This window comes from Rhodococcus sp. MS13, assembly GCF_013277835.1.
GTDB lineage: Bacteria > Actinomycetota > Actinomycetes > Mycobacteriales > Mycobacteriaceae > Rhodococcus_F > Rhodococcus_F erythropolis.
In genome coordinates this window covers 523,652-544,636 of the sequence record NZ_VBTL01000011.1, presented here as the reverse complement: position 1 = coordinate 544,636, position 20,985 = coordinate 523,652, and the positions used below count along the sequence as shown (strand labels likewise).

Annotated in this window: 23 protein-coding genes and 4 tRNA genes; 1 reads left to right on the top strand and 26 read right to left on the bottom strand. The window is 61.3% G+C overall.

Annotation, left to right across the window (positions count from 1 at the left end; genetic code table 11):
• Positions 1-16: 16 nt before the first annotated feature.
• The 25 genes from FEZ59_RS24355 to FEZ59_RS24235 form a co-directional block, all read right to left on the bottom strand.
• Complete coding sequence (locus FEZ59_RS24355) at positions 17-895, bottom strand: hypothetical protein (protein WP_021334065.1); 879 nt, start codon at positions 893-895, stop codon at positions 17-19.
• 45 nt (positions 896-940) lie between these two features.
• Complete coding sequence (locus FEZ59_RS24350; protein ID WP_019744307.1) at positions 941-1,669, bottom strand: hypothetical protein; 729 nt, start codon at positions 1,667-1,669, stop codon at positions 941-943.
• 99 nt (positions 1,670-1,768) lie between these two features.
• Complete coding sequence (locus FEZ59_RS24345) at positions 1,769-3,016, bottom strand: MCE family protein (RefSeq protein ID WP_019744308.1); 1,248 nt, start codon at positions 3,014-3,016, stop codon at positions 1,769-1,771.
• Positions 3,013-4,290 carry an MCE family protein gene (locus tag FEZ59_RS24340; protein WP_172933312.1) on the bottom strand — a complete coding sequence of 426 codons (1,278 nt, stop codon included), beginning with the start codon at positions 4,288-4,290 and terminating at the stop codon, positions 3,013-3,015. The genes FEZ59_RS24345 and FEZ59_RS24340 overlap by 4 nt, the downstream gene beginning before the upstream one ends.
• Complete coding sequence (locus FEZ59_RS24335) at positions 4,287-5,540, bottom strand: MCE family protein (protein ID WP_003941941.1); 1,254 nt, start codon at positions 5,538-5,540, stop codon at positions 4,287-4,289. The genes FEZ59_RS24340 and FEZ59_RS24335 overlap by 4 nt, the downstream gene beginning before the upstream one ends.
• Entirely contained in the window at positions 5,540-6,535 is a 996-nt protein-coding gene (locus FEZ59_RS24330; RefSeq protein ID WP_003942053.1) for an MCE family protein, read from the bottom strand. The genes FEZ59_RS24335 and FEZ59_RS24330 overlap by 1 nt, the downstream gene beginning before the upstream one ends.
• Positions 6,532-7,611, bottom strand: coding sequence for an MlaD family protein (locus tag FEZ59_RS24325; protein WP_019744310.1), 1,080 nt, complete (start codon positions 7,609-7,611; stop codon positions 6,532-6,534). The genes FEZ59_RS24330 and FEZ59_RS24325 overlap by 4 nt, the downstream gene beginning before the upstream one ends.
• On the bottom strand, positions 7,608-8,969 hold the full coding sequence (locus tag FEZ59_RS24320; protein WP_019744311.1) for an MCE family protein: 1,362 nt from the start codon (positions 8,967-8,969) through the stop codon (positions 7,608-7,610). The genes FEZ59_RS24325 and FEZ59_RS24320 overlap by 4 nt, the downstream gene beginning before the upstream one ends.
• Complete coding sequence (locus FEZ59_RS24315; RefSeq protein ID WP_003941894.1) at positions 8,966-9,826, bottom strand: ABC transporter permease; 861 nt, start codon at positions 9,824-9,826, stop codon at positions 8,966-8,968. Before FEZ59_RS24315 ends, FEZ59_RS24320 begins: the two co-directional genes overlap by 4 nt.
• A 5-nt stretch (positions 9,827-9,831) precedes the next feature.
• Entirely contained in the window at positions 9,832-10,626 is a 795-nt protein-coding gene (locus FEZ59_RS24310) for an ABC transporter permease (RefSeq protein ID WP_003942038.1), read from the bottom strand.
• A 9-nt stretch (positions 10,627-10,635) separates the two neighbouring features.
• Complete coding sequence (locus FEZ59_RS24305) at positions 10,636-11,757, bottom strand: ABC transporter ATP-binding protein (protein ID WP_024487305.1); 1,122 nt, start codon at positions 11,755-11,757, stop codon at positions 10,636-10,638.
• Positions 11,758-12,016: 259 nt separating this feature from the next.
• Positions 12,017-12,403, bottom strand: a complete 387-nt coding sequence (gene rplL, locus FEZ59_RS24300; protein WP_003941857.1) for a 50S ribosomal protein L7/L12 — start codon at positions 12,401-12,403, stop codon at positions 12,017-12,019.
• A 78-nt stretch (positions 12,404-12,481) separates the two neighbouring features.
• Positions 12,482-13,066, bottom strand: coding sequence for a 50S ribosomal protein L10 (gene rplJ, locus FEZ59_RS24295; RefSeq protein ID WP_003942074.1), 585 nt, complete (start codon positions 13,064-13,066; stop codon positions 12,482-12,484).
• Between the two features lie 453 nt (positions 13,067-13,519).
• Positions 13,520-14,212: a hypothetical protein gene (locus tag FEZ59_RS24290; RefSeq protein ID WP_172933311.1), complete on the bottom strand. Its 693-nt coding sequence runs from the start codon at positions 14,210-14,212 to the stop codon at positions 13,520-13,522.
• Between the two features lie 153 nt (positions 14,213-14,365).
• The gene (rplA, locus tag FEZ59_RS24285; protein WP_003941982.1) at positions 14,366-15,085 is read right to left on the bottom strand and encodes a 50S ribosomal protein L1; all 720 of its coding nucleotides are present in this window, start codon (positions 15,083-15,085) and stop codon (positions 14,366-14,368) included.
• Between the two features lie 109 nt (positions 15,086-15,194).
• Positions 15,195-15,629, bottom strand: a complete 435-nt coding sequence (rplK, locus tag FEZ59_RS24280) for a 50S ribosomal protein L11 (protein ID WP_003941896.1) — start codon at positions 15,627-15,629, stop codon at positions 15,195-15,197.
• Positions 15,630-15,695: 66 nt separating this feature from the next.
• Positions 15,696-16,532, bottom strand: coding sequence for a transcription termination/antitermination protein NusG (nusG, locus tag FEZ59_RS24275; protein ID WP_003942049.1), 837 nt, complete (start codon positions 16,530-16,532; stop codon positions 15,696-15,698).
• Positions 16,533-16,616: 84 nt separating this feature from the next.
• Positions 16,617-17,120: a preprotein translocase subunit SecE gene (secE, locus tag FEZ59_RS24270; RefSeq protein WP_020968963.1), complete on the bottom strand. Its 504-nt coding sequence runs from the start codon at positions 17,118-17,120 to the stop codon at positions 16,617-16,619.
• Between the two features lie 31 nt (positions 17,121-17,151).
• Positions 17,152-17,224 (bottom strand) — tRNA-Trp (locus tag FEZ59_RS24265).
• 173 nt (positions 17,225-17,397) lie between these two features.
• On the bottom strand, positions 17,398-17,823 hold the full coding sequence (hadB, locus tag FEZ59_RS24260) for a (3R)-hydroxyacyl-ACP dehydratase subunit HadB (protein ID WP_003941909.1): 426 nt from the start codon (positions 17,821-17,823) through the stop codon (positions 17,398-17,400).
• Positions 17,810-18,364, bottom strand: a complete 555-nt coding sequence (hadA, locus tag FEZ59_RS24255; protein ID WP_019744315.1) for a (3R)-hydroxyacyl-ACP dehydratase subunit HadA — start codon at positions 18,362-18,364, stop codon at positions 17,810-17,812. Before hadA ends, hadB begins: the two co-directional genes overlap by 14 nt.
• An 86-nt stretch (positions 18,365-18,450) precedes the next feature.
• Positions 18,451-18,618: a 50S ribosomal protein L33 gene (gene rpmG / locus FEZ59_RS24250; RefSeq protein ID WP_003941903.1), complete on the bottom strand. Its 168-nt coding sequence runs from the start codon at positions 18,616-18,618 to the stop codon at positions 18,451-18,453.
• Positions 18,619-18,679: 61 nt separating this feature from the next.
• Positions 18,680-18,752, bottom strand: a tRNA-Met gene (locus FEZ59_RS24245).
• Between the two features lie 45 nt (positions 18,753-18,797).
• A tRNA-Thr gene (locus FEZ59_RS24240) sits at positions 18,798-18,870 on the bottom strand.
• Between the two features lie 311 nt (positions 18,871-19,181).
• Positions 19,182-19,264: transfer RNA gene (locus FEZ59_RS24235), tRNA-Tyr, on the bottom strand.
• Between the two features lie 224 nt (positions 19,265-19,488).
• Between FEZ59_RS24235 and FEZ59_RS24230 the strand changes: the two genes are divergently transcribed.
• The gene (locus FEZ59_RS24230; protein WP_003941854.1) at positions 19,489-19,980 is read left to right on the top strand and encodes a YajQ family cyclic di-GMP-binding protein; all 492 of its coding nucleotides are present in this window, start codon (positions 19,489-19,491) and stop codon (positions 19,978-19,980) included.
• 70 nt (positions 19,981-20,050) lie between these two features.
• On the opposite strand, the gene htpX is transcribed toward FEZ59_RS24230, so the two are convergent.
• A complete protein-coding gene (gene htpX / locus FEZ59_RS24225; RefSeq protein WP_029254860.1) occupies positions 20,051-20,914 on the bottom strand; it encodes a zinc metalloprotease HtpX in 864 nt (287 codons plus the stop codon).
• Positions 20,915-20,985 lie beyond the last annotated feature (71 nt).

The window sequence follows — 20,985 nt, the reverse complement described above, 5'->3', positions numbered from 1 at the left end:
GTCGCGAATCTCCGAGCTACTGGTCGCGAATCTCCGAGATCAGCCAGTTTCCGTCCTGCTTCTCCAGACTCACGATGACCATTCCGGAGCGAGAGTCTGCCGCCACGCCGTTCTGCGTCGAGCTGACGTTCAGTTGGGCGAGCAACTGCGCCCGGTCCTTCTCGAGTCGTGTGATCCCGATCAGCGGGACATCAGCGGTCGTTGCCGTCTGAGTTTGTTCGACGCCGGCCTTCTGCGTGTCCTTGTACTGGGTCAGCTGATCGCGCATCGACTGGTTAAGGCCCTGGACACCCTTGTCGAAATCGGCGTCGAACGTGTCGGGAGAGAACGTGAAGACTGCAGCCAACGCCGACGGCGTCACACGAAGAACCTCAGCCGTGGCGCCTTCGTCCACCCAGGCGACGTCGTCCGTCTTCGCGCCGACTTTGAAGAAGGCGATGCCGGCGAGGATCGCGACGATGACCGCTGCGGCCCCCAGGATCGCGACCAGGCGCCAACCGGCCTTGGATTGTGTAGGTGTTGTCGCCGACTCCCCCGCGCCCGTCTCCGGGGTAGCAGGGGCCTTGGGCTCGTCTGCGACGGTTTTCGCCGGTTTGGTCAGATCGGGGCCTGGTGTGGATTCCGGCGCGTCGGTTTCCGTCTTCGACGGCTCGATGTCTCCGGACTCGGCCTTCGTGAGCGTCGGCTTCGCAACCTTCGGCTTCGCAACCTCCGGCTTCACAGCCTCCGGCTTCACAGCCTCCTGTGTCTCTTCTTCCGGCTGTTCGATCGTGGGCTCGACCGGGTCCGAGTCGGACGTCCCCGCGGGGACGTTGAGCGAACGAGCGCTTCCAGCGATCTTCGGCCGACGGTTCTGAGGGGAGGACGGTCCGCCGGTACGACGTTTGGGTGGCATTACGCGCTTCTCCTTCGAGGGATGTCGGTGTGCAGGTTCGACGAACTACTGGCCACCGGAATCACCACCCTCGGTTGTCGGTGCAGGAGCACCGGATGCAGGTGCTTCGGTCCCCGAACCGGGTGCGGGCGTTGCGTCAGGAGCAGGCGTGGAGCCGTCGGCAGCCGGCAGAGTGCCCGAGCCGAGATCGAGCCGCGATCCGATCGGATCAGCGGACTGCGCCTTCCAGACCCCGTCGACCTCGACCATGCCCAGCCGCATGCCGAGCTGATTCTTGACGAACTGGTTGCCCTGGGTCGTGGTGACTCGAACGACGACCAGTGCCGTGGCGGTCCGGTCATCGGTATTGAGCTCGGTCAGCGCGGACTGCACAACTTCGGTGTCAGCCTTCGAACCCGAGTTACGCAACTCGTCGGTGATCGAATCCTGAACGGTCTGCAGATACGTCGTCATCTCGTCACCGGTCACCGAAGAACGCATGTTCTCGATCGACTGGTCGAGATTGGCCGAATCCGCGTTGTTGAGGTTGATCGCGACTTGCTGCGCACCGATCAGCGCGTCGTCACGCATCTCGGCTGTGGTGCGGTCGGTGGTGAGCGCCCGAACGTACGGGACGCCGAACACACCGAGCGCAACCACTGCCGCCAGAAGCAAGACACCGACCGCAATCAGAGACGCTGTCAGCCCCTTCGGTCTACCGGTTGTCGGCGCTCCCGATTCGACTTGCTCGGGCCCGCCGGACTGCGGGGAACTGTTTCTCTGAATCACACTCACTACCCTACTTACCTGTTTTGCCCAGCCTCTGGCCGCGAATCGTCAACTGCCACAACTCAGTAGCCTGAACTGCACAAACTCGACCACATTCGGATCGGTCTACTTCGGTGTCACTCCGAGCAACGGCGCCAACTGCGTCGCGATCGGGTTGAGGTTCAACTTGTCCGGATCGACCTTCGGCTTGAAGTCCCAAGGCTGGATCGTGTCGGGATCGGCGTACACCACGCGGTTGGCACTGCGGACGCCCGTCTCGCTGCCCAGCGGCGTCTCACACGACGCGGCGGTGTTGAGCGGGAAGTCCTGCTGGGTGTCGTCGAAATTGGGATTCTGACGCTTCATCTCGTCCAGGATCGCCATGGTGCCTTCGTAACCCACCGTGCACGAGAGCGGATTGTTGGTCTCGAGCACCAAGCCCTGATGGACCGTTCCGTCGCCGGGAGCAACCGTCGGTGCGGCAGCGGCCAGGCCGGGAAGGAAGATCAGGAACGGCTGCAGCGCGATCGTTCGGGGTGCAAGCGTCTTGGTGGTCGCGGCAAGATTGGTCAGGTCAGTCGTCAGGCTCGGGCCCGCCTCGTTGATGAGGGCACCGATCTGATCGCTGGCCGGGATGCCGTTGTCGATCAAGCGACGGATGTCCGGATCGCTGGTCCGCAACTGCGCCGTGACAGCATCGAGATCGGTACTGAACTGCTTGATCGCGGAGGACTGATCCGACTGCGTAGTCAGTACCGTCTCACTGTTCCGAATCAGCGCGAGCGTCTGAGGCAGAGTGTCGAGCCCGGACTGCGACAGACCGGACAGCGAATCGGCCAGGACCTGAATGTCCTCGCCCTTGCCGTTGAATGCGGCACCGAGTTCGACGGCGACGGTGTGGAGCGCGTCGACCGGCACGGACTTGACCAAGCCGTTGGCGCTGGTCAGCACATCCTCGATCGGGATCGGAGTTGTGGTGTCCCCCACCGCGATCACCGAGCCGTCCGCGAGGAACGGTCCCTGATCGGTATCGGGCTGAAGGTCGACGTACTGCTCACCGATGGCGGAGCGGTTGGCCACGACTGCACGGGCCGACGCGGGAATCTCCGGAGCACTGTTGTCGATCTTCAGGTCGACCTGAATTCCGTCCTCGGTCAACGACATGTCGCCCACTCGACCGACCGGCACACCGCGATACGTCACTTCGGCGTTGGTGAAAATTCCACCGGACGTGGCCAATTCGGTCTTGACCGTGTACTGACCGAACCCCATGAGGTTGTCCAGACGCACGTACTTGGCGCCGACGTAGATGAGACCCAGAAGCGCGACCACCACGAAGCCGACGAGCTGCCATCTGACCAGAGCTGATCTCACTGTCCATCACCACCGATTCCGAACTGTTCCAGCATTCCCTGGATGGGGTTGAGTGGGTCCGCTGCCGGAGCCGGTGTTGCCGGGTCACCGGCCGTGGTGGCGGGTAGACCGGCGACGACGGGGATCTGCGGCAGGATCGGAGCGATCGGCAGCAGCGACACCGTCGGCCAACCCGGCCGCGGTCCGTTTCCGTTGTAGTACGGGTTGGACGGATCTACCACCGGCTTTGGGTTGCCGAACTTCGGCTGACGGTATTCCGGTTCACCCTGTCCGACACCGAGACCCGAGAGAGTGTTGCCGATCTGCAAGTCGACGCTCAGGAAGAGGTTCACGGAACCGCCCTGCGCAATCTTCTCGACACCGTCCGGGAACGGGAACGTCGGAAGGAAAGGAAGTGCCCCGACGAAGTCGTCACCGGAGTCTGCGAGCGCCTGCAGCGTTGGACGCAGAGCCTGAAGATCAGCGATCAGATCGTCCTTGGACTGTGTGAGGACGTCGGTTCCCACTGTTCCGAGTCGATCCACCTGAGCAAGCATCTGCGTCAGCTGCGGGCGCTGCTCGTTGAGAACCTGTGTCGCAACGGGGAGTTCCTCGAGAATCTTCCCGATCTTCTCGTTCTGATCGTTGACGCGGGTCGAGAGCACATCCAGGCCGTCGAGCGCACGGGTGATGTCGTCACGCTGTTCGTTGAGTCCACCGATGAGTGTGTTCGCCTGCTCCAGAAGACTTCTCGTCTTGCCCTCGCGACCGTCGAATGCGGCCCCGAGTTCTTCGACGATGGGTTGCAACTGGCCCACACCGCCGCCGTTGAGCAGCAGCGACAATGCGCCGAGAACCTGCTCGATCTCCGTGGCGTGGCGAGTGCGATCGAGCGGAATCAGGTCTCCGTCGGCCAGCTTCGCAGAGTCCGGTCCGGACGGCGGGGCCGACAACTGGATGAACTTCTCGCCGAGCAGGTTGGTCTGCTCGACCGCGGCAATTGCGTTGGCGGGTAGATCAACCGACGAGTCGAGGATGATTCCGACGTCCGCGGTCCATCCGTCCGGTCCGACCGACACGTCGTCGACTCGACCGACCGGAACACCGTCGACCTTCACAGCGGACTGCGGAACAAGGTCCAGGACGTCGTCGAACTGAATGGTCAATTGCATCGGATCGGAACCCACATCGGGACCGCCGGGAAGCGGAACCGCGTAGATTCCCTCGGACGAGCAGGCTGTTGCCGAGATCAGGACGGCGCACAGTCCGGCGCCGACTATCAATGAACGCTTCACTCGCCCTCCCCGTTTCCACTGGTCAGTCGCGGTGACACGACGCCGGGCACAGTGCCCGGAACTACCTGCATCTGTCGTTCGGAACCGGCAAGGATGCCGAAGGGAAGGTTCAGGCCTGCAGCCTGATTGGCTGCGTCGGTCATCGCCGCGACGTTTGCGCACTGGTCGATAGCCGGTTGCATCTGCCTTCCCAATGCCTCGAACCGAGGATCACCGGGCAACAGCTTGCCGAGGTCCATCAACTTGCAGAGCACGCCGGCCGGGTTCTGAAGATCAGGGAACGCCAGACGTGAAGCCAGCACACCTGATTCGGCGTCGTACGAGTTGACCAGGTTGGAGATCGCCAACGGAAGCATGGTGAGCGTGTTGGCCAGGGCTTCCTTGTTGTTCGCCAATGTCTGTGTCGGTTCGACGAGACCCTCGGTTGTCTGGACCAGTTGATCACGGTTGTCTGCCACGAACTTCGCGACGTCGCCGAGAGCAATCGAGAGCTGGTTCAGAGCGGCACCGAGATCGTCGCGCTCACCTGCCAAGAATCCGGTCAGGTCCGACAACTGAGTGTTGAACTGGCGCACCTGCTGATCGTTGGCCGCGAGAGCGCCCACGAAAGTATCCAGGTTCTTGATGGTGAGCGAGATGTTGTCACGCGAATCGTTGAGCGTCCGTGCGGCATCCGAGAGGTTGGTGATGCTGTCTCCCAACGCTTCACCGTTGCCCTCGAGGTTGGCCGCACCTGTCTCGACGAAATCGGACAGTGCTCCGTTCTTGTTGGCACCTTCAGGACCGAGCGCCGACGCGAGTTCGTCGATGCTGGAGTACAACTGGTCGACCTCGACGGGCGTCGCCGTCTTCTCGATCGGAATGACTGCACCGCTGGCCATCTTGTCGCCGCCGGTGAAGACCGGTGTCAGCTGGATGTAGCGGTCGGCAACCACCGAAGGCGTGATCTGAGCGGCACTGGCGCCGGCGGGGATGTCGATCCCACGATCGACGCGCAACTCGACCTTGACCTGATCTCCCTGAGGTTCGACGGATTCGACGGTGCCGACCTTGACACCGAGAACACGAACGTCGGAACCGTCGTAGATGCCCACCGACTTGTCGAAGTAGGCGGTGATCTTGGTGGTACCGGCGCGAGTGAACACCCACCACAGCGCGCCACCGATTACGAGTAACCCGATCAGAACAGCGGCGATGATCGCGACCGAGCGCTTCTTGGAGCCGCTTCCGGCTTCGGCAGTATCAGCCATCAGTTGCCTCCCAACGTACGAACGGGGTCACGGTAGCCCGGTATATCCGGCAGACCCGGCGGAAGGAGGTTCACGACGACCTGGTCGAACCAACGGCCGTTGCCGACCACGTTGGCGTACAAGCGAATGAAGGGTTCGTAGAGCTTCAGTGCCTTGTCCAAGTTCTCGTTGTTGGCCTTCAAGATGTCGATGACGCCGTTGAGCTGCGTCAGCGCCGGCCCGATTGCCGCCTCGTTGTCACGAACGAGACCGGTGAGCTGCTGAGAGACGCGCTGAGTTCCGGTGAGCAGCTGCGAAATCGCTTGCTGGCGATTGTTGAGTTCCTGCACCAGAAGTCCGCCGTCCCGGATCAGCTGGGTGAATTCCTTGTTGCGATCCGCAAGAATCTGCGACGTCTTCCCGGTGGCGGCGAAGAGCTTCTGCAGGTCCTGATCGCGGCTCGCGATCGTCTGCGACAGCCGGCTGACACCGTCGAGCGAAGCGCGGACGTCGCCAGGTGTCTCGGAAAATGCCTGGGACAACGTCTCCATGCTCTTCGCCAACTGGTCGGTGTCGATGTCGCCGACGGTGTCCGCCGCTGCCGAGAAGGCCTGAACGACGTCGTACGGAGAGGTGGTGCGCTCGAGCGGAATCCGGTCCTTGGGATCGAGGTTGTCGGTTCCGCGCGGATCGAGTGCGAGGTACTTCTGTCCCAGAATCGTCTTGATCTGAATGGACGCAGAGGTTTGATCTCCCACCCACGCGTCACTGACCTTGAAGTCGACGAGAACACGGTCACCGTCGAGATCGACGGAAGTGACCTTGCCGACCTTCACGCCGGCGATACGAACCTCGTTGCCAGGCTTGAGACCCGCAGCTTCGGAGAACTCGGCGGAGTAGGACGAGCCTGCTCCCACGAACGGAAGCGAATCGAGGAAGAACGCGGACAAAGTGGCCAACAGCACCACGAAGATACCGATGGCTCCGGCCATTGCCGGACTGCGACGTTTACTCATCGACCTTGCAACTCCCTCATACCGTCTTGAGTGCATCGCGTGGCCGCGTTGGTGTAAATCGGCTGATTGACCGTCGGCAGGCCGGTGGGCAGATTCAGCGAGGCAGACTGTCCTGGACCGGCAACGATGTCGATTCCGCACAGGTAGAACTGGAACCAGGAACCGTAACTGGCTACGCGAGCGAGCTTGTCGAGCTTGACCGGCAAGGTCTCGAGCACCGCGTTCACGTCGTCACTACGACGGTTGAGTGTGGTCGCCAGCGTGTTGAGCGCCGTGATCGAGCCCTGAATCGACGGCCGCGTCGGCTCGAGCAGATCTGCCGTGGCATCGGTCAACCCGGCGAGTGAGGTGACGGCCGAACCGACGACACCGCGCTCGTTGGCCAACCCGGTGACGAGTTGCTGGGTGTTGACGATCAGCGAATCGAGGTTCTTGTCGTTCGCGTTGACGGTGTCGAGAACGTCGTTGAGGTTCTTGATCACCGCCCCGATGACGGCGTCCTTGTCCGCGACGGTGTTGGTCAAACTCGCTGTGTTGCGGACGAGTTCGCTGATGGTGCCGGACTCCCCCTGGAAGACCTGGATGATCTGGTAGGACAGCTTGTTGACGTCGTCAGCGCTCAGGGTGGTGAAGAGCGGCTTGAATCCGTTGAACAGCGTCGTGAGATTGACTGCCGGGCGAGTCTGCGCCAACGGCAGGGTATCGCCGCCGGTGATCTTCTGTCCCTGGCTGCCTTCACCTTGCGAGAGCGAAATGTATCGCTGCCCGACCAGGTTGCGGAACCGGATCGTGGCGATGGAACTGGCAGGCAACCAATCACGGTCGGACACCGAGAACTGCACCTCGGCCTGGTTGTCGTTGACGATCGCGATCTTCTCGACCTGTCCGACACGAACACCGGCGATGCGCACCTCGTCACCCTCGTTCAGCGAAGTGACGTCGGAGAAGACGGCGTTGAACTTGGTGCCTCCGCCGCCGCCGAGGTTGGCGATGCTGGCGGCCAGCAATCCTGTTGCCAGGACGGTGACCACCACGAAGATGATGAGCTTTGTCAGTGGAGCTGCGAGTCCTCTCATTGGACGCTCACCTCCGCACCGGAAAATGCCGGAGCACTGACCATCGTGGTCCACGCCGGAACGTCGTCCGGCGCAACACCGTTGGCCTGTCCGTAGATCACCTTCAACGTATCCTCTTCGAGTTTCGAGCCCGCGTAGCCGGCCTGCTGAGCAGGGCCGCTGTTGTTGGTCGAGAACAACTGAGGTCCTGAGCCCTCGGGTGCAGGCAGGAATTCCATGGTGGCGGGACCGGGATTGCGGGAAGGAACCTGGTAGGAACCGTCACCGTACGAACCACCGGGGTACTGCGGGAACGGACGACCTGGCTCGGTGACGTTGTCGTAGCAAACCGGGCCGCGGTTGTCGACGAGCCGTGGCTCGTCCTGGTTGGGCAGGTAGCGACCCTTGGGGTTCACGATCTGAATACTCGCACGCACACCAGGATTGGGCGCGTCGGTGGACAGGATCTTGGCAGCTTCCGGGGCGGTGTCCGAGAAGCCCTTGAACGTGCACCCGAACGTCGGTGAGTACTGAGCCAGAAGCTGGAGAGCTTCCTTCGAATCCGCAGCGAGCGTGATGATCGAGGACGAGTTCGCTTCGAGGAAGGCTGCGGTGTCCGACGATGTCACGGTGAGCGACGCCAGCAGAGTCCGCAACTGGTCCTGCTTCTGAACCACCGTGTTACCCGTGGTCCGCAGATTGTCGAGAGCGTTGATCAGATCGGGCGCAGCGTCCGAGTACGTCTGGGAGAAGTCCGCGAACTTGCGCAGATCCTCTTGCACCGCGGGCAGCTCGGTGTTGACGCCGCGGAAGATCTCCTCGAGACGATCGACCGTCAGACCGAGCTCAGCGCCGCGTCCCGTCAGACCCTGCGCGAGAGAACCGAGAGTGTTCGCCAGATCCTGCGGCGGAATCGCCTGCAGAAGTGGGAGCAGTCCGTCCAGAACGTCGCCGACCTCGACAGCGTTTCCGCTCTTGTCCTGCTGGATCACCGTTCCCGCGGAAATCGGCGCAGCGGTGGTTCCCTCCGGAATGATCAGGGAGACGTATCGCTCACCGAAAAGCGTCTTCGGGAGCAGACGTGCCGTCACGTTCGACGGAATCAGATCAGCCTTGTCCGGTTCGATCGCGAGGACCGAGGTGACCTGGCCGTCTTTTGTCGACGCGGATCGCACCTCGCCGACCAGCAGACCACGAACCTTGACGTCCGCGTTGGGTGGCAATGCATTTCCGACGGTGTCGGTGACGAGGTCGATCTTCACTACGTCCTTGAACGTCTTGTTGAAGGTTCCGATGGTGAAGGCCAGGAACAGTGCCAACACCACGAAGAACACGAGTCCGAGCACACGGCGGCGCAGGACTGACGGAGCCTCGATCATCCGGCCACCCTCACTGTCGTCGTGGTGCCCCAGATTGCGAGGCTGAGGAAGAAGTCGAGAACGGCGATCGTGACGATTGCGGCGCGAACAGCGCGGCCGACGGCCACGCCGACGCCTGCGGGACCACCCGAGGCATGGAACCCGTAGTAGCAGTGGATCAGAATCAGCACGAAGGCGAAGACCAGGACTTTCGCAAACGAATACAGCACGTCCTGCGGTGGCAGGAACAGATTGAAGTAGTGGTCGTACGAGCCCGTCGACTGCCCGTTGAACACGGTACTGATCACTCGCGACGCGAGGTACGCCGCAAGCAGACCCACGATGTACAGCGGGATGACGGCGACGAAGCCGGCGATCATGCGGGTCGTGACCAGGAACGGCACTGACGGAACTGCCATGACCTCCAGTGCATCGATCTCTTCGGAGATTCGCATAGCGCCGAGTTGAGCGGTGAAACCACAACCCACCGTGGCCGAGAGCGCAAGAGCCGCAACGATCGGAGCGATCTCACGGGTGTTGACGTATGCGGACAGGAAGCCGGTCAGGACCGAGCTACCCAACTGCTCCAGAGCGGCGAAGCCCTGCAGACCGACGACGACACCGGTGAATCCCGACATCATCGCGATGACACCGATCGTTCCGCCGATGACTGCGAGCGCACCGCTACCGAACGTCACTTCGGCGAGCAGCCGAAGCGTCTCCTTCCGATACCGATGCAAGGTGCGCGGGGTCCATGCGATGGCGCGCGCGTAGAACGACATCTGCTCGCCCGCGCGGTCCAACGCGTTCACTGGAATTCTGGCAACTTTGCGGCTCTTCAGCAGGAACTGATCGCCGCGGCCTCGTGCGATGGTCATTTAGGTCAAGATCCCTTCGCCGGCACGATCTGGAGGTACACCATCGTCAGAATCAGATTGGCGAAGAACAACAGCAGGAACGTGATGACGACGGCCTGGTTCACCGCCTCACCGACGCCCTTCGGGCCACCGGATGGGTGGAGTCCCTTGTACGCGGAGATCACACCGGCGATGACACCGAACACCGCGGCTTTGATCTCACCGCTCCAAATGTCCGGTAGCTGCGCAAAAGCTGAGAACGAGGAGATGTAGGCACCGGGGTTACCGCCCTGCAGGATCACGTTGAAGAAGTAACCACCCGCGATACCGACCACGGACACCAGTCCGTTGAGCAGCACAGCGATCAGCACCATCGCGAGTACACGCGGAACCACCAGGCGCTGAATCGGATTGATTCCGAGGACTTCCATCGCGTCGATCTCTTCGCGAATGGTTCGAGAACCGAGGTCGGCCGTCACGGCCGATCCGGCCGCACCGGCGACCAACAATGCTGTCACCAGAGGGCTACCCTGCTGGATCACCGCCAGGACGCTGGCAGCGCCGGTGAACGATTCTGCACCCAACTGCTTGATCAGCGAACCGGTCTGCAGTGAGACGACGGCGCCGAAAGGGATGGCTACCAATGCCGTCGGCAAAATTGTCACGCTGGCGATGAACCAGGCCTGCTCGATGAACTCACGGAACTGAAATGGACGCCGGAACGTATTCCTGACGACGTCGACAAACAGTTCGACGATGTTTCCGGCCTGAGTTAATGCTCCGTTGACCGGACTCAGAACCGAGTTGCGGGTAACCCCCATCCGATATGCCTACCCTTGCCCGTGTGTCGTGTTTCCGTAGGGATCGCCCTCGTATGCAGGAATGACCTGCGTGTCTTGCGAGTTGTCGTTCCACTCCCCCTGATAGCCGCTCGCGTCGGCGTACTGGGGAGCGTACTGCCCAGTTCCGTCAACCTCGTCGAGGCTGTCCTGAATTGCCGCCTGAGCGTTAGCTGGGAGGGTGTGCATGATCTGGCGGACGCGCTCCTGGCGACGACGAACAGCCTGACGCTCCGGGTTTCCGGGGGTGGCCTTCATCTGCGGCACGATGCCCTCGACGTCGTCGACACCACCGGCGTGGTGACCGGCGTCGACGAGCGCCTGCTCGTGCGCCATCTGAGCCTCGTCCTTTTCCTCCGACATACCGATCGGACCGATCATCGTTCCGTTGAGGAACTGCTTGACGACGGGCTCGTCAGAGGTGAGCAGCACCTCACGAGGACCGAACATCACCAACTGACGACGGAAGAGCATGCCGATGTTGTCCGGCACCGTGCGTGCGAGGTTGATGTTGTGCGAGACGATCAGAATCGTCGCGTCCGACTGGGCGTTGATGTCGATCAGCGTCTGGCTGATGTACGTCGTACGCACCGGATCGAGACCGGAGTCAGGCTCGTCGACGAGGATGATCTCGGGATCGAGAACGAGTGCACGCGCAAGACCGGCACGCTTGCGCATACCGCCGGAGATCTCACCGGGAAGCTTGTCCTCGGCGCCGACCAGACCCGTGAGATCGAGCTTCTCCATCACGATCTTGCGGATATCGGATTCCGACTTCTTGGTGTGCTCACGAAGCGGGAATGCGATGTTGTCGTACAAGTTCATCGAGCCGAACAGTGCGCCGTCCTGGAACAGAACGCCGAACAGCTTGCGGATCTCGTAGAGCTCCTTGGAGGAGCACTGCAGGATGTCCGTGCCGTCGATGACAATGGAGCCTTGTTCAGGGCGGAGCAGTCCGATCAGGGACTTCAGGAACACCGACTTACCGGTACCCGAAGGCCCGAGCAGTGCGCTGACCTCACCCGCGGGAAGTGTCAACGACACGTCCTGCCAAATCCTCTGCGACCCGAAAGACTTTGTCAGTCCTTGTACCGCTACCTCGACTCCCACCATTACCTCCGCGACGTCCGTTGCATGCATGCACCCGTGTGGGTTGGGTCACTCTATCGCATGGGAGTGGTACCCGTGACTGCGAATACTACTAACGAGTAGGGAAGAAGCATAATTCAGGTCACAGCCTAGTTCGGGCACCCCTCCCACCTGCATGGATTCCGACATATCACCCGCGAAAAAAGTTCAAAAAAAGAGGGCCACTCCCCGTGGGGAGTGGCCCTCTTCGTTACTACTCGCGAAGAGCAGCGGGAAAACCGTCTTACTTGATGACGATCTTTGCGCCGGCAGCTTCGAGCTTTTCCTTGGCAGCCTCTGCGGCGTCCTTGGCAACCTTCTCGAGGATGGCCTTCGGAGCGCTCTCGACGAGGTCCTTGGCTTCCTTCAGGCCGAGGCCGGAAACGACCTCACGGACGACCTTGATGACCTGGATCTTCTTGTCGCCAGCCGACTCGAGGACGACGTCGAACTCGTCCTGCTCTTCAGCAGCTTCTGCGCCGGCAGCCGGTGCGCCTGCAGCGGCGACGGCGACGGGAGCAGCAGCGGTGACCTCGAAGGTCTCCTCGAATGCCTTAACGAACTCCGAGAGCTCGAGGAGGGTGAGCTCCTTGAACTGGTCCAACAACTCTTCGGTGCTGAGCTTCGCCATTGTGGCGGTCCTTCCTGTAAGTCCCATGTCGCTGATCCGCGACCGGGCGGGGTTATAGCAGTGATGCGCGGGTGCGGATCAGCTTTCGGCTTCGGCCTCGGCCGGAGCCTCGGTGGCAGCCTCTGCGGGGGCCTCTGCGGCTCCGCCTTCTGCGGCCTTCTTCTCCTGCAGGGCAGCGGCCAAACGGGCCATCTGCGAAGCGGGAGCATTGAACAGGCCTGCGGCCTTTGCCAAGTTGCCCTTCATCGCGCCGGCAAGCTTTGCCAACAGGATTTCGCGGGATTCGAGATCCGCGATCTTGTTGACCTCTTCCACGGACAGCGCAGCGCCGTCCATGTAGCCGCCCTTGATGATGAGCGCCTTGTTGTCCTTAGCGAAGTTCTTCAGAGCCTTCGCAGCGTCGACCGGTTCGCCCTTGATGAATGCAATGGCGGTCGGACCAACGAACAGGTCATCAAGGCCCTCGATGCCAGCCTCTGCGGCGGCACGCTTGACCAGGGTGTTCTTGGCGACGGAGTAGGTGGCACCTTCTCCGAGAGCGCGTCGCAGTGTCGTGATGTTGCCAACCGAAAGGCCACGGTATTCCGTGACCACAGCGGCGGTCGAACCCTTGAACTGCTCGGTGATTTCCGCAACTGCGGAAACCTTCTCAGGCTTTGCCATACTTCGCCTCCTCTCGTGACAGTCGTTGTCCCACTCAGGAACCGCTGCACCTCATCGGGGTGAACCCGAGAAGACACAGTCCGCGACATGCAAAACGCCCCGGCGCAAGCGCACGGGGCGTACAGAGGAAACATGAAGAAGAGGCTTACGAATCAGCGTAACGATGCAAAGCAAAGCAGTGCATAACCAAGCAAACTGTAGAACCACTACATCAAGCTATCCCCCTACCTCGTTCACCTACGTGGGCCGCCGAGCACTCCCGGACTTTCAACCACACCCATCACTGAGTGCAATCACCAACGGTCTTGGGTAGAACATGATTTTGGGGTGAAGTTCATATCCAGCACTGAACTCCGCGTCGAAGACTACCTGACTGCTCGCTGCATAACCAAATCGGGTTCGTCACGCAGCTGGTTTCTTCAAGCACCCGGTTTCTTCAAGCACCCGGTTTCTTCAAGCACCGATAGCCCTGGCGATCTTGTGTTCGATCTCTGCCCGAGCTCGGTCCGGCAGCACCAGCAGCCCGTCGAGTTCTTTGTGAGCCTTCCGATACGCACTCTGACGTTCCTGTGGCGTCGCGCCATCGTCCATGGCCAGGCGCAGCAGACGTTGCGCCCTTACCAGGCGCTCTTGTTCGTCGAGGGTGAATCCGCTCCGTCGGCGACGCTTCGCCTCCGCTTCCGCGATCTCGAAGGCGATCGAGTAAGCGTGCACCGCCTCGCGGTACTCGGTTTGTGCCTGCTGGTTACCGATCATCGTCTCCGGATTGCCTGGACGGAGCAGATCGGCACGATATTTGGCTCGATGAAAATCGGCCGTCAAAGGCTCACGCATGTCCGTCATCATCGGAGTGTCGAGCAGTGTGACCGGATCGAGCTCGTACGAGAACCATCGGGCGTCGACCGCATCGTGCTGCTCGATGGCCTTGCCCAGCTCTCGGCGCTGCGTTTCTTCGTCGGCGTGATGTTGTGCGTTGGCCTGCGCGATGGCGACCTTGGTCTCCTGCTTGAGCCGGAAGCGCTCTTGCCGGCGCTCGATCCGCCTTTCGTTGGCAACCGCGACACCTTTCAGCGCCCCACCGATGGTGCCGCCGAAAACGAAGAGCAGCCACCAAAAGTTTCCGAGGAACTGGAACGCTTCGTGCATACCCCGATGATGCCACCGTTAGATCGATACCACCGTTGGATCGATACCACCGTTGGACCGGTACCACCGGCAGGGATCACCCTCTCCCGAAACAGACAAGAAGGCCGGCAGGGAGTTGATCCCTGCCGGCCTTCTTGTTCGTATGCGGACTGCTTACGCGTCTGCAGCATCCTCGAGGAGGTTGCGAGTACGGTTCGGATCCACCGGGATGCCCGGACCGGTGGTGGTCGAGACCGTGATCTTCTTCACGTAGCGACCCTTGGCCGACGAGGGCTTCGCACGCAGGATCTCGTCCAGGGCTGCGCCGTAGTTCTCCACCAGCTTCTCATCGTCGAACGATGCCTTGCCGATGACGAAGTGCAGGTTGGCCTGCTTGTCGACGCGGAAGTTGATCTTTCCGCCCTTGATGTCGTTGACAGCCTTGGTGACATCCGCCGTGACGGTGCCCGTCTTGGGGTTCGGCATCAGGCCACGCGGTCCGAGGACACGGGCGATGCGGCCGACCTTGGCCATCTGATCAGGAGTCGCGATTGCGGCGTCGAAATCGACCCATCCACCCTGGATGCGCTCGATCAGGTCTTCTGCACCGACTACGTCAGCGCCTGCAGCCTCGGCTTCTGCTGCCTTCTCGCCAACAGCGAACACGATGACGCGAGCGGTCTTACCGGTGCCGTGGGGCAGGTTGACCGTTCCGCGGACCATCTGGTCAGCCTTACGGGGGTCGACGCCCAGACGAACTGCAACCTCAACGGTTGCATCCATCTTGGTGGACGACGTCTCCTTGGCGAGCTTTGCAGCCTGAAGCGGGCTGTAGAGCTTGTCTGCGTCGATCTTCTCAGCGGCGGCGAGGTACGCCTTGCTGCGCTTTGCCATTTGTTCTGTCCTTACTTATCACTGCAGCGAATTACCTGTGCAGTGGTGAATGGTTCAGTTGTGGTCGGGGCCTGGCCGGCCCTCCCACGTAATGCTGTGGAGCGGACTATTAGCCCTGGACCGTGATGCCCATGGAACGAGCGGTACCGGCGATGATCTTCGCGGCCTGCTCGATGTCATTGGCATTGAGGTCTTCAGCCTTGGTCTTCGCGATTTCGCGCACCTGATCCATGGTCACCGAGGCAACCTTGGTCTTGTGCGGTTCGCCGGAACCCTTGGCGACGCCGGCTGCCTTGAGGAGCAGCTTGGCGGCGGGAGGGGTCTTCAGCTTGAAATCGAAGGTCCGGTCTTCGTAGACCGAGATCTCGACCGGCACAACATTGCCGCGCTGGGACTCAGTCGCCGCGTTGTAGGCCTTGCAGAACTCCATGATGTTCACGCCGTGCTGACCGAGCGCGGGACCCACGGGAGGTGCAGGGTTAGCCTGACCTGCCTGGATCTGCAGCTTGATGAGCCCGGCGAGCTTCTTCTTCTTTGGGGGCATCTCTAGTTCCTAGTTTCTAGCTTGGGTGTGTGTCTTGCGTCGAACAAATTGCAAGTTTTGGGGTGGTCAGATCTTCGCGACCTGGTTGAAGTTGAGCTCAACCGGGGTTTCACGACCGAAGATCGACACGAGAACCTTGAGCTTCTGCTGCTCGCCGTTGACCTCGCTGATGCTGGCCGGAAGGGTTGCGAACGGGCCGTCCATGACGGTGACCGACTCGCCGACCTCGAAGTCGACCTCGATGAGGGGCTTGCCGAAGGACTCGGACGGTGCCTCGCCTGCTGCGACGGCGGCCGCTGCAGCCTGCTGCTTCTTCTGCTCCTGCTGCGGGAGCAGGAACTTGACGACCTCGTTGAGGGTCAGCGGCGAGGGACGCGACGTGGCACCGACAAAACCGGTGACGCCAGGCGTGTTGCGCACTGCGCCCCACGACTCGTCGTTGAGCTCCATGCGAACGAGGATGTATCCGGGCAGAACCTTGCGATTGACCTGCTTGCGCTGGCCGTTCTTGATCTCGGTGACCTCTTCGGTGGGAACTTCCACCTGGAAGATGTAGTCACCGACGTCGAGGTTCTGAACGCGAGTCTCGAGGTTGGTCTTGACCTTGTTCTCGTAACCGGCGTACGAGTGGATGACGTACCAGTCACCCGGGGCGCGACGCAGCGCAGCCTTGAGTTCGGCAACGGGATCCTCGACCTCGAGCTCGGCGGCGGGAGCGGCCTCGTCGGAGTTCTCGGCATCGTCGGAGATGACGTCCTCGGTCGCTGCAGCGTCTGCATCAGTGCCTTCGGCAACGTCTGCATCGGTGCCTTCGGCAACCACGACGTCTACTTCGGCTGCCGCCTCGGCAGAAACACGCTCTTCGGCCAAAGCCTCATTCGTGTCGTTCTCGGGGGTGCTCACTGGGGCACTCGCTTCCTCTCGTTACTCGGACCCGGGTCGGGTCTTGTCGCGCTCGCAGGCAAAGACGCCCGACTGCTACGGCGATCAGCCGAACAGCCAGGTGACACCCTTGATCACAGCGATATCGACGCCGCTGATGAAAGCGACCATGAAGACCACGAACGTCAGCACGACGCTGGTGTAGGTGATCATCTGCTTGCGGTTCGGCCAGATGACCTTACGGAGTTCTGCGATGACCTCGCGGAAGAATTTGCGCAGGCGCTTGAAGATGTTGTCCTTCTTCGCCTTGGGCTTCTTGCCGGGGTTCGTTGCAGTCGGCTTGGCCGAAGATGTCCGGGATGCCGTCCGGGCCGGAGTCTTCACGGTGGACGCACTGACCGAGGCGCCGCGTGCAGCGCGCTTGCCGGTCGGCTTGTTGGAAACCCCACTGGATGCGGAGGGAGCCTTCTCGGCACCGTCCTTGTCCAACGACAGATCGGAACGCGTAGTCGCGTCAGCTGCAGTGTCGTCGACACCGGTCGAATCGGCAGACGTTGAAGTCTCCGCATCCGAAGTGTCGGCGTCGCGCTTGGCGCGCTCCTCGCTCACGTCGTTCCTCTCAGTCGCTGGCATCCGGGGGCAGGGGCGACAGGACTTGAACCTGCAACCTGCGGTTTTGGAGACCGCTGCTCTGCCAGTTGAGCTACGCCCCTTTGGTTGACATCGACAGGTGGACCCTGCCTGAATCAACCGTTCTGCGATCACACAACATACGCGCTACCCGAGGTGAATGTCTTGCAACATTCAGGGCAGCGCGCAGCGCTGAGGAATCCCAGAAATCTCAGTGTACTTCAAAGCCCCGGAACAAACACAATCCGCCCTGCGATCAGGCTAGACGGACCGTGGCGGTGGCACGACCGAAGATCTTCTTACCTTCGGACTTGGCCACGATTGCCAGTACTGCGGTCTTGCTTTCTTCGTCGATCGACTTCACCTTGGCGGTGAACTCGATCTCGGCAGCCTTGTCGGCTGCCACGATCACCGGGCTCGTGAACCGTACGTTGTACTCGGTCACTGCACCCGGATCCCCCAGCCATTCGGTGACGTAGCCGGCACCGATGCCCATGGAGAGCATGCCGTGCGCGACGACGTCCGGCAAGCCGGCAAGTCGTGCGACCTCGTCACTGAAGTGAATCGGATTGGGATCTCCCGAAACACCCGCGTAGTTGGCGAGGTTTCCACGCGTCAGGGTGACGGACTTCTCGGGGAGAAGTTCGCCGACACTCACGTCGGAAAATTTACGAAGCGACATGCATCATCACGTCCTTGACTGCGTGGGCGATGTTCTCGTCCACTTCCCCACCCGTTCGAGCAACGAGCGTTGTCCACGTGGTGACAACTGCTTCGTCGTTCTGATCGGTGATGATGTTCTTGGTCACGATGATGTCGCTACCTGCGGCCTGCCTGAACGAATCCAGGAAAACGTCGCAGAAGAGTCGGTCACCGACCTGCATGGGCTTGTGCAGCACCAGTCGCTGATCGGTCTGAAGAATCTGACTCAAGTCGTAGCCTGTGACGATCTCTTCGAACAGACGTCGCTGAGCAATGGCACCTACGATGGCGACGAACGTAATGGGAGCAATCAGGCCGTCGTATCCGAGGCCTTTGGCTGCCGATTCGTCGTAGTGCGCAGGATGCGCGTCCTGGACGGCGCGAGCGAACTCGCGCACCTTCTCGCGTCCGACCTCGTAGAAGTCTTCGACACGATAGTGGTGACCGACCATCTGGACGGCATGAGCGGCCGGGTCCGTAGGGACCTCGGCCGCTGCCTGGTTCTCTTGCAAATCTGTCACGCGGTGAGACTCTCTTCTAGCTAGGACCCGAAGACGCAGGCCCAGAGAGGGTCTTCCGCGAAAATCGTCGTCCTGTTAAGGACTTACTACTTCGACTCGCGATGCGACTGGTGGGTTCCGCAGTTGGGGCAGAACTTCTTGAGCTCCAGGCGATCGGGGTCGTTGCGCCGATTCTTCTTGGTGATGTAGTTGCGATGCTTGCATACCTCGCAGGCCAAGGTGATCTTGGGCCGAACGTCGGTCGAGGAGGCCACGGGATGCCTTCTTTCGGGTGTATCTGATTACGAGCAATCAGGGTGGATCATGCATATTGTGTAGCGGTGACCGGACTTGAACCGGCGACGCAACGATTATGAGTCGTTTGCTCTACCAACTGAGCTACACCGCCTCGGTGTCGAGTGTCGCGCGGAAAGCACGGCACCACAATCCAGCGAGCCCCCTAACGGAATCGAACCGTTGACCTTTTCCTTACCATGGAAACGCTCTACCGACTGAGCTAAGGGGGCGTGGCTCAGGAGTGCGTTGCCGCTCTCTTGAAGCCTCCGAAAGATTACACACGAACGAGCGCCAGCACCAAATCCGCTGGTCATCGGGGCAAAAATGGTGCCGGAGCCCATTGTTGCACCGATCGGGGCCGCTGGCGAGGGCTTTGCGGGAACCAACTTGACCCCGCACTCCCCCGAAGCCATCCCAAGAAGCACTCCCGAGACCCCTGAGCCGCAGCCGACGCCGGCGTCACCAACGCGCACCCGACCTCGGAACAAGCACAAAAAAGTCAGCCCCGACTCTCGAAAAGAGAATCGGGGCTGACTTGGTGTGGCAGATGTAGGATTCGAACCTACGTAGGCATAAGCCGACGGATTTACAGTCCGCTCCCATTGGCCGCTCGGGCAATCTGCCGTGCTTGCACCAGGCTTCGATCCGGCGCATTCGCAAGTATATCGCGACGTGCGGCGGCCGAAAACGGCTTCCTCGGTGCGGTGAGAAGAATACAACGAACACACCCCCATTTTGCAAACCGGGTGGTAACGGGCGGTGCCGACCCGATAACGTCGAGGTGTCCACCGGTATGGAAGGTGGGCAGAACTCGATGTTCGTGAACTACCGGAAAGCGGGAGTGTGAAGTGGCTGATTCGTCCTTCGACGTGGTGAGCAAGGTTGACCGTCAAGAGGTGGACAACGCCCTGCATCAGGCTGCCAAGGAGTTGACCACGCGTTTCGACTTCCGAAACACGGGAGCGTCGATCGAGTGGTCTGGTGAAGAGACGATCACGTTGAACGCCGACACCGAGGAGCGACTGCTGGCCGCCCTCGACGTGTTCAAGGAGAAGTTGATCCGTCGTGACATCTCGCTGAAGGCATTCGATGCCGGCGAGCCGGCGCAGTCCGGAAAGATCTACAAGCTGTCCGGAACCTTGGTCCAGGGCATCAGCAGCGAGAACGCGAAGAAGATCACCAAGAAGATTCGCGACGAGGGCCCCAAGGGCGTCAAGGCGCAGATCCAGGGTGAGGAACTTCGTGTGAGCAGCAAGAAGCGCGACGACCTCCAGGGCGTCATCTCCCTGCTCAAGGGTGAGGACTTCGGGATCGCCCTGCAGTTCGTGAACTACCGGTAGTAGGGGCTGCGCCCCTGTGCGCGGTTAAGGAGTCCTGAGACTACCTAACCGCGCACAGGGGCCGAAGGCCCTACATCCCGGCCATCTTCTCCAAACGCTCGATACGATCCGCCATGGGCGGATGTGTCGAGAACAGCTTGCTCACCTTGTCCCCCGCTCTGAAGGGGTTGGCAATCATCAGGTGGGACTGCGCCGCGAGCTTGGGCTCAGGCGGCAACGGCGCGGCTGCCACGCCCGACTCGAGCTTGCGCAGCGCCGACGCCAACGCCAGCGGGTCACCGGTGAGCTCGGCTCCCGATTGATCAGCCTGATACTCGCGAGAGCGCGAGACGGCCAGCTTGACCACGGTTGCCGCGATCGGTCCCAGTAGGGAGACGAGCAGCAAGGCGATCGGATTACTTCCCTGCCCGTTCCCTCGGCCACCGAAGATGCTCGCGTACATCGCGAAGTTGGCCAGGCCCGAGATGACGCTGGCCATCGCGCCGGCCACGGACGAGATCAAAATGTCCCGGTTGTAGACGTGAGAGAGTTCGTGCCCGAGTACGGCGCGCAGTTCGCGTTCGTTCAGGATCTGCATGATGCCGCTGGTCACGCACACCGCGGCGTGCCGAGGGCTACGACCGGTGGCAAACGCGTTCGGGGCGTTCGTGGGGCTGATGTACAGCCTGGGCATCGGTTGGTGCGCCGTCGTGGCGAGTTCGCGCACGATCCGGTAGATCGCCGGTGCCTCGACCTCGGTGATGGGCTGGGCGCGCATCGATCGAAGCGCCAGCTTGTCGCTGTTGAAGTACACGTAGGCATTCATGCCGACGGCAAACAGAACGGATCCCCACAGAAGGAACGGGCTGTTGAACAGCGAACCGATGAAGACGATCAGCGCTGACATCCCCACCAACAACCCGAATGTCTTCGCACCGTTCGCGTAGCCGTGCAAACTGCTCACCTCTTGCCTCGCTGGAGCCGAAGGCTCACCCGAACTCCCGGCGTATGCACCGGTTATGTTCA

Bases quoted from the DNA above. Each gene is read 5' to 3' on its own strand.
- FEZ59_RS24355 (WP_021334065.1), bottom strand. From the start codon at position 895: ATGCCACCCAAACGTCGTACCGGCGGACCGTCCTCCCCTCAGAACCGT.
- FEZ59_RS24335 (WP_003941941.1), bottom strand. From the start codon at position 5,540: ATGGCTGATACTGCCGAAGCCGGAAGCGGCTCCAAGAAGCGCTCGGTC.
- FEZ59_RS24330 (WP_003942053.1), bottom strand. From the start codon at position 6,535: ATGAGTAAACGTCGCAGTCCGGCAATGGCCGGAGCCATCGGTATCTTC.
- FEZ59_RS24325 (WP_019744310.1), bottom strand. From the start codon at position 7,611: ATGAGAGGACTCGCAGCTCCACTGACAAAGCTCATCATCTTCGTGGTG.
- FEZ59_RS24320 (WP_019744311.1), bottom strand. From the start codon at position 8,969: ATGATCGAGGCTCCGTCAGTCCTGCGCCGCCGTGTGCTCGGACTCGTG.
- FEZ59_RS24315 (WP_003941894.1), bottom strand. From the start codon at position 9,826: ATGACCATCGCACGAGGCCGCGGCGATCAGTTCCTGCTGAAGAGCCGC.
- FEZ59_RS24310 (WP_003942038.1), bottom strand. From the start codon at position 10,626: ATGGGGGTTACCCGCAACTCGGTTCTGAGTCCGGTCAACGGAGCATTA.
- FEZ59_RS24305 (WP_024487305.1), bottom strand. From the start codon at position 11,757: ATGGTGGGAGTCGAGGTAGCGGTACAAGGACTGACAAAGTCTTTCGGG.
- rplL (WP_003941857.1), bottom strand. From the start codon at position 12,403: ATGGCGAAGCTCAGCACCGAAGAGTTGTTGGACCAGTTCAAGGAGCTC.
- rplJ (WP_003942074.1), bottom strand. From the start codon at position 13,066: ATGGCAAAGCCTGAGAAGGTTTCCGCAGTTGCGGAAATCACCGAGCAG.
- FEZ59_RS24290 (WP_172933311.1), bottom strand. From the start codon at position 14,212: ATGCACGAAGCGTTCCAGTTCCTCGGAAACTTTTGGTGGCTGCTCTTC.
- rplA (WP_003941982.1), bottom strand. From the start codon at position 15,085: ATGGCAAAGCGCAGCAAGGCGTACCTCGCCGCCGCTGAGAAGATCGAC.
- rplK (WP_003941896.1), bottom strand. From the start codon at position 15,629: ATGCCCCCAAAGAAGAAGAAGCTCGCCGGGCTCATCAAGCTGCAGATC.
- hadB (WP_003941909.1), bottom strand. From the start codon at position 17,823: ATGTCGCTTCGTAAATTTTCCGACGTGAGTGTCGGCGAACTTCTCCCC.